The sequence below is a fragment of the Vibrio sp. J1-1 genome, from assembly GCF_021728395.1.
Classification (GTDB): domain Bacteria; phylum Pseudomonadota; class Gammaproteobacteria; order Enterobacterales; family Vibrionaceae; genus Vibrio.
Map to the genome: position 1 here is coordinate 108,092 of NZ_JAKKCM010000013.1, position 6,444 is coordinate 114,535.

Here is a 6,444-nt window from a genome sequence, read left to right on the forward strand (position 1 = left end):
GCACAACAACCAATGGCGAAGCCATTATTGGGAGAATTTAATGAAATCAGTTTTAAAAGTGTCGCTACTTGCTGCAACAGTAATGCTAGCGGTAGGCTGTCAGAAAGAAGAAACAAAAGCAGAAGAAGCTGCACCTCAAGCTGAGCAAGTTCAAGCAGAAACCGGCAAAGCAGTTCACTTTAAAACCGACGATGACAAAGCGGCGTACGCAATTGGTGTTTCATTTGCTAACTACCTAAGTACCAGCATTGAAAAACCGAGCGAAATCGGCATTGATCTAAACAAAGACCTTGTTCTTAAAGGTATTGAAGATGTATTCAAAGGCAACGCCGAACTAAATGAAGATGAAACTCGCGCGGCGCTGGAATCTCTAGATAAGCGCGTAGCGGATAAGATGCAAGCGCAAGCGGCTGAGAAAGCGGCAGCAGCTAAAAAAGCTGGCGATGACTTCCGCGCTGAGTTTGAGAAGCAAGAAGGCGTTGTTAAAACAGAATCTGGTCTTCTTTACCAAGTGATCACACCAGCAGAAGGTGAGAAGCCAAAAGATACTGACACAGTACAGGTTCACTACAAAGGTACACTGACGGATGGTACTCAGTTCGATAGCTCGTACGATCGTGGCGAGCCAGCAACATTCCCTCTAAACCGAGTAATTCCAGGTTGGACGGAAGGCGTGCAGCTAATGCCAGTGGGTTCTAAATTCAAGTTCGTTATCCCGCCAGAGCTAGCTTACGGTGACCAAGACACCCCAAGCATTCCTGCTAATTCAACGCTCGTATTCGAAGTTGAGCTGCTAAAAGTAGAGAATGATAAAGCTGAGTAATCAGAACGACTCAAGCTAAGTTATTGAAAAAGGTCCGTTTAACGGGCCTTTTTTGTTCTAGGTCACTAGTTGGAGAGTTTGCTAGGTTGACTTTCAAATTTTCTGATAAACTTACACCAATTTGTTGATTTTTCGCTCGAAGGCTTATGACAACTACAGAAACAATTAATGCGGAGATGTTGCTCGAAATGGAATCCGTCAACGTGATGCCATTCACTGAGCACGATAAAATCATCTTGAGATCTTACGAGGCGGTCGTTGATGGTATTGCCAGTCTGATCGGCCCGTTCTGTGAAATCGTTCTTCACTCTCTGGAAGATCTTAATACCTCTGCGATTAAAATAGCTAATGGTGAAAATACAGGGCGTCAGGTCGGTTCACCGATCACAGATTTAGCACTGAAAATGCTTAAAGACATCGAAGGATCTGAGCGTAATTTCTCTCGTTCGTACTTTACACGTGCGAAAGGCGGTGTGTTGATGAAGTCGATCACGGTGGCGATCCGTAATGGGGAGAACCGTGTTATTGGCTTGCTATGTATTAACGTCAATCTGGATGCGCCATTCTCGCAAGTGTTGCAATCTTTTATGCCGACACAAGAGGCCGAAGAGGCTGCATCATCGGTGAACTTCGCAAGTGACGTTGAAGAGCTGGTGGACCAGACGGTTGAGCGCACGATTGAAGAGATCAATGCGGACAAGTCTGTATCAAACAATACCAAGAACCGTCAGATCGTAATGGAATTGTACGACAAGGGTATTTTTGATATCAAAGATGCAATTAACCGCGTAGCTGATCGGCTGAATATCTCAAAGCACACGGTCTATTTGTACATTCGTCAGCGTAAAACTGAGGACGAATCAGAGTGAGTGGATTAACTTACACTTTGCTTGTACATGGCCCGGTTTACGGTAGCCAGTCTGCTCGAAGCGCTTATCAATTTGCCAAGGCTGTTGTTGAGCAAGGGCATACTGTAGTGAGTGTGTTCTTCTACCAAGAGGGCGTCAGCAATGGTAGTGCACTTAGTTTACCCGCCAACGATGAATTCGATTTGAATAAAGCATGGCAAGTCTTCGCTGAGGAACACAGCGTGCGCCTTGAAACTTGCGTGGCAGCGGCGTTGCGTCGTGGGATTGTGAGTGAAGAGGAAGCCAACCAGCATGGCTTAACTCAAAACAATTTAGCGCAAGGGTTTACTCAAGCAGGATTGGGCAGTTTAGCCGAAGCGATGCTAACCCAGGAGCGAGTGGTGCAGTTTTGAGCCAGTTAACTTATTTATTTCGTAGTGCGCCTCATGGGCAGTCTTCCGGACGCGAGGGTGTTGATGCGCTGCTTGCCGCTTCCGCCTATTGCGAAGACATCAGCGTGATATTTATCGGAGATGGTGTTTACCAGCTTTTGCTAGGACAAGACCCATCTGCGATTCTAAGCAAAGATTATGCACCTATGCTTAAGTTGTTCGATCTTTATGATATCGAACAAGTATTCGTTTGCTCTGATTCACTTGCGCAGCGAGGGTTAGCGCAAGCCGACCTAGTCATCGATGCACAGGCGTTAACGCTTGAGCAAGTAAAAGAGAAACTGCAACAAGCAGGCAAACTGCTGTCATTCTGAGAACGTCATGTTACATATCATCAAAACCGTCTCTGCCTTAGAAGATGCCGTGGCTATGTTTAGTGAGCAAGACGACATTTTGCTCATTGAAGATGCCGTGTACGCTGCTAACCCACAGCATCCAGCGTTCCATCACGTCAAAAGTGCTGCTGTGTTTGCGCTGGAGAGCGATATTCAAGCTCGAGGCATGGGTAATCGTATCAGCCCTTCCGTTGTTGTTGTGAGCTATTCTGGCTTTGTTGAACTGACCGTAAAACAAGATAAATCCCTAACTTGGGATTAAACGTGGTTTACTGTCGATAAAGCTTTACGGATGAATTGCCCCAATTGAACAAAAAAGATTCGTATATTTCTTGACACACCTCTCACTGCTGCATAGAATTTTGCGTCCCTAAATGCCTAATGGTAATTAGGGCTAGATTTTTCACAAAGCTTACTTTCAAGTAAATCAGGAGCTAGTTAATGGCAACTATTAACCAGTTGGTACGTAAGCCTCGTGCAAAGCAGGTTGTTAAAAGCAACGTGCCTGCACTAGAAGCGTGCCCACAAAAACGTGGTGTATGTACTCGTGTTTACACTACTACACCTAAAAAACCTAACTCAGCACTTCGTAAAGTTTGTCGTGTTCGTCTGACAAACGGTTTCGAAGTTACTTCGTACATCGGCGGTGAAGGTCACAACCTTCAAGAGCACTCAGTTGTTCTAATCCGTGGTGGTCGTGTTAAAGACCTTCCAGGTGTGCGTTACCACACTGTTCGCGGCGCACTAGACTGTGCTGGCGTAAATGACCGTAAACAAGGTCGTTCTAAGTACGGTGTGAAGCGTCCTAAGTCTTAATGGATTCCGTTAAGTAAGGCCAAACACTAAATTATTTTTAATTTTTTGAAAAAACTGAAAAGTTTTGGATAAAACCTGAAGAAGACAACGGAGAAAATCCATGCCACGTCGTCGCGTCATTGGTCAGCGTAAGATCCTTCCAGATCCAAAATTCAAATCTGAATTGCTGGCAAAATTCGTTAACATCCTAATGGTTGACGGTAAAAAATCTACTGCAGAGAAAATCGTTTACACTGCACTAGATGCTATGGCTGAAAAGTCTGGTAAAGACCACTTAGCTATTTTTGAAGAAGCTCTTGAAAACGTACGCCCTGCGGTAGAGGTTAAATCTCGCCGTGTTGGTGGTTCAACTTACCAAGTACCTGTAGAAGTACGTCCGGTTCGCCGTAACGCACTTGCTATGCGTTGGTTGGTTGAAGCTGCGCGCAAGCGTGGTGAAAAATCTATGGCTCAACGCCTAGCTGCTGAAATGCTAGACGCGTCTGAGAACAAAGGTACTGCTGTTAAGAAACGTGAAGACGTTCACCGTATGGCAGACGCGAACAAAGCGTTCGCTCATTACCGCTGGTAATACCTTCTGTGCTGCGAGGTTCTCTCGCAGCACTTTTCTATACTCTAAGGTACACCTTAGTAAGAGGATACAATCGTGGCTCGTAAAACTCCTATTGAGCGCTACCGCAATATCGGTATCTGTGCTCACGTAGATGCAGGAAAAACAACCACAACTGAGCGTATTCTGTTCTACACTGGCCTTTCTCACAAAATCGGCGAAGTTCACGATGGTGCGGCAACCATGGACTGGATGGAGCAGGAGCAGGAACGTGGTATTACTATCACTTCAGCTGCGACTACTACTTTCTGGCGTGGTATGGAAGCACAATTCCCAGAGCATCGCGTAAACATCATTGATACCCCTGGACACGTTGACTTTACTATCGAAGTAGAGCGTTCTCTTCGTGTACTTGATGGTGCTGTGGTTGTGTTCTGTGGCTCATCTGGTGTTGAACCTCAGTCTGAAACTGTATGGCGTCAAGCGGACAAATACCACGTTCCACGTATGGTATTTGTTAACAAGATGGACCGTGCAGGCGCAGACTTCCTACGCGTTGTGGACCAAATTAAAAATCGTCTTGGTGCAAACCCTGTTCCAATCCAGCTTAACGTTGGTGCAGAAGAGGACTTTAAAGGTGTCATCGACCTTATCAAGATGAAAATGATCAACTGGAATGAAGCCGACCAAGGTACTTCGTTTAGCTACGAAGACATTCCAGCTGACATGGTTGAGCTTGCTGAAGAATGGCGCAACCATATGGTTGAAACCGCTGCTGAAGCTAGCGAAGAGCTGATGGACAAGTACCTTGAAGAAGGTGAGCTGACTGAAGCTGAGATCAAACAAGCGTTACGTACTCGTACACTAAATAACGAAATCGTACTGGCCACTTGTGGTAGTGCGTTTAAGAACAAAGGTGTTCAAGCGGTACTAGATGCAGTGATCGAGTTCTTGCCATCACCAGTCGATGTACCTGCAATTAAAGGTGTCGATGAAAAAGAGAATGAAGTTGAGCGTCACGCTGACGACAACGAACCGTTCTCTGCGCTAGCGTTTAAGATCGCGACTGACCCATTTGTGGGTACGCTTACTTTCATGCGTGTTTACTCTGGTGTAGTAAACTCAGGTGATGGTGTCTACAACTCTGTTAAAGAGAAGAAAGAGCGTTTTGGTCGTATCGTTCAGATGCATGCCAATAAGCGTGAAGAAGTAAAAGAAGTTCGCGCTGGTGATATCGCTGCTGCTATTGGTCTGAAAGACGTAACCACAGGTGACACTCTGTGTGACCAGAACCACAAAGTGATTCTGGAACGCATGGAATTCCCTGAGCCAGTTATTCAGATTGCTGTAGAACCTCGTTCTAAGGCAGACCAAGAAAAAATGGGTATCGCGCTAGGTAAACTGGCTGCGGAAGATCCATCATTCCGCGTGGAAACGGACGACGAAACAGGTCAGACTCTGATCTCAGGTATGGGTGAGCTTCACCTAGATATCATCGTTGACCGTATGAAGCGTGAATTCAGCGTTGATTGTAACGTTGGTAAACCTCAGGTTGCTTACCGTGAAACCATTCGTGGTAAAGCGGAAGTGGAAGGTAAGTTTGTTCGTCAATCAGGTGGTCGTGGTCAATACGGTCATGTTTGGATCAAACTTGAGCCTTCAGAGCCTGGTGAAGGTTTCGTATTCGTAGACGAAATCGTGGGTGGTGCGGTTCCTAAGGAATACATCAACTCGGTATCGAAAGGTATCGAGGAACAAATGAATAGTGGTGTTCTAGCGGGTTACCCTGTACTAGATATTAAAGCTACACTATTTGATGGTTCTTACCACGATGTAGACTCAAGTGAGATGGCGTTTAAGATCGCTGGCTCAATGGCATTCAAGAAAGGTGCACTAGAAGCGCAGCCTGTGATTCTAGAACCAATGATGAATGTCGAAGTAACCACTCCGGAAGATTGGATGGGTGACGTTGTTGGTGACCTAAACCGTCGTCGCGGTATTATCGAAGGTATGGACGAAGGTGTGGCTGGTCTGAAGATCATCCGTGCTCAAGTGCCACTATCTGAGATGTTTGGTTACGCAACAGACCTACGTTCTGCAACTCAAGGCCGTGCGTCTTACTCTATGGAGTTTCACGAGTACGCTGAAGTGCCGAAAAACTTCGCAGATAAAATTATTGCAGAGCGTGGTTACTAATTGACGACTGAGCGGCAAAAAGTTTACGACTTTTTGCCAGATCAAGCCGTCCAAATATTGCGCTAACGGGCGTTGGCGCATAAAATAACAATTTCTGGCGCGTCGTCGATCAATAATGATCGCGGCGAATCATAACTAGGAAGGAACACGATCGTGTCTAAAGAAAAATTTGAACGTACGAAACCGCACGTTAACGTTGGTACTATCGGCCACGTTGACCACGGTAAAACAACTCTAACTGCTGCAATCTGTACTACTCTAGCTAAAGTGTACGGCGGTGTTGCAAAAGACTTTGCTTCTATCGATAACGCTCCAGAAGAGCGTGAGCGCGGTATCACAATCGCAACTTCTCACGTTGAGTACGACACTCCAACTCGTCACTACGCACACGTTGACTGTCCAGGACACGCTGACTACGTTAAAA

9 protein-coding genes are annotated in these 6,444 nt (G+C 45.9%); all 9 read left to right on the forward strand.

What is annotated here, in order from left to right:
- Positions 1-40: 40 nt before the first annotated feature.
- Positions 41-823, forward strand: coding sequence for an FKBP-type peptidyl-prolyl cis-trans isomerase (fkpA, locus tag L3V31_RS18455; RefSeq protein WP_237318162.1), 783 nt, complete (start codon positions 41-43; stop codon positions 821-823).
- Between the two features lie 146 nt (positions 824-969).
- A complete protein-coding gene (locus L3V31_RS18460) occupies positions 970-1,692 on the forward strand; it encodes a transcriptional regulator (protein WP_237318164.1) in 723 nt (240 codons plus the stop codon).
- Positions 1,689-2,084: a sulfurtransferase complex subunit TusD gene (gene tusD / locus L3V31_RS18465; RefSeq protein WP_237318166.1), complete on the forward strand. Its 396-nt coding sequence runs from the start codon at positions 1,689-1,691 to the stop codon at positions 2,082-2,084. The genes L3V31_RS18460 and tusD overlap by 4 nt, the downstream gene beginning before the upstream one ends.
- Positions 2,081-2,437 carry a sulfurtransferase complex subunit TusC gene (gene tusC, locus L3V31_RS18470; RefSeq protein WP_014233173.1) on the forward strand — a complete coding sequence of 119 codons (357 nt, stop codon included), beginning with the start codon at positions 2,081-2,083 and terminating at the stop codon, positions 2,435-2,437. Before tusD ends, tusC begins: the two co-directional genes overlap by 4 nt.
- Before the next feature lie 7 nt (positions 2,438-2,444).
- Positions 2,445-2,720 carry a sulfurtransferase complex subunit TusB gene (gene tusB, locus L3V31_RS18475; RefSeq protein WP_237318168.1) on the forward strand — a complete coding sequence of 92 codons (276 nt, stop codon included), beginning with the start codon at positions 2,445-2,447 and terminating at the stop codon, positions 2,718-2,720.
- A 179-nt stretch (positions 2,721-2,899) separates the two neighbouring features.
- Positions 2,900-3,274 carry a 30S ribosomal protein S12 gene (rpsL, locus tag L3V31_RS18480; RefSeq protein ID WP_004399892.1) on the forward strand — a complete coding sequence of 125 codons (375 nt, stop codon included), beginning with the start codon at positions 2,900-2,902 and terminating at the stop codon, positions 3,272-3,274.
- Positions 3,275-3,374: 100 nt separating this feature from the next.
- Positions 3,375-3,845, forward strand: coding sequence for a 30S ribosomal protein S7 (gene rpsG / locus L3V31_RS18485; RefSeq protein WP_005382796.1), 471 nt, complete (start codon positions 3,375-3,377; stop codon positions 3,843-3,845).
- A gap of 75 nt (positions 3,846-3,920) precedes the next feature.
- Complete coding sequence (gene fusA, locus L3V31_RS18490; RefSeq protein ID WP_237318170.1) at positions 3,921-6,020, forward strand: elongation factor G; 2,100 nt, start codon at positions 3,921-3,923, stop codon at positions 6,018-6,020.
- A gap of 153 nt (positions 6,021-6,173) precedes the next feature.
- Positions 6,174-6,444: GTP-binding protein (locus L3V31_RS18495; RefSeq protein ID WP_237318172.1), on the forward strand; the 271-nt coding region annotated here is incomplete at its 3' end.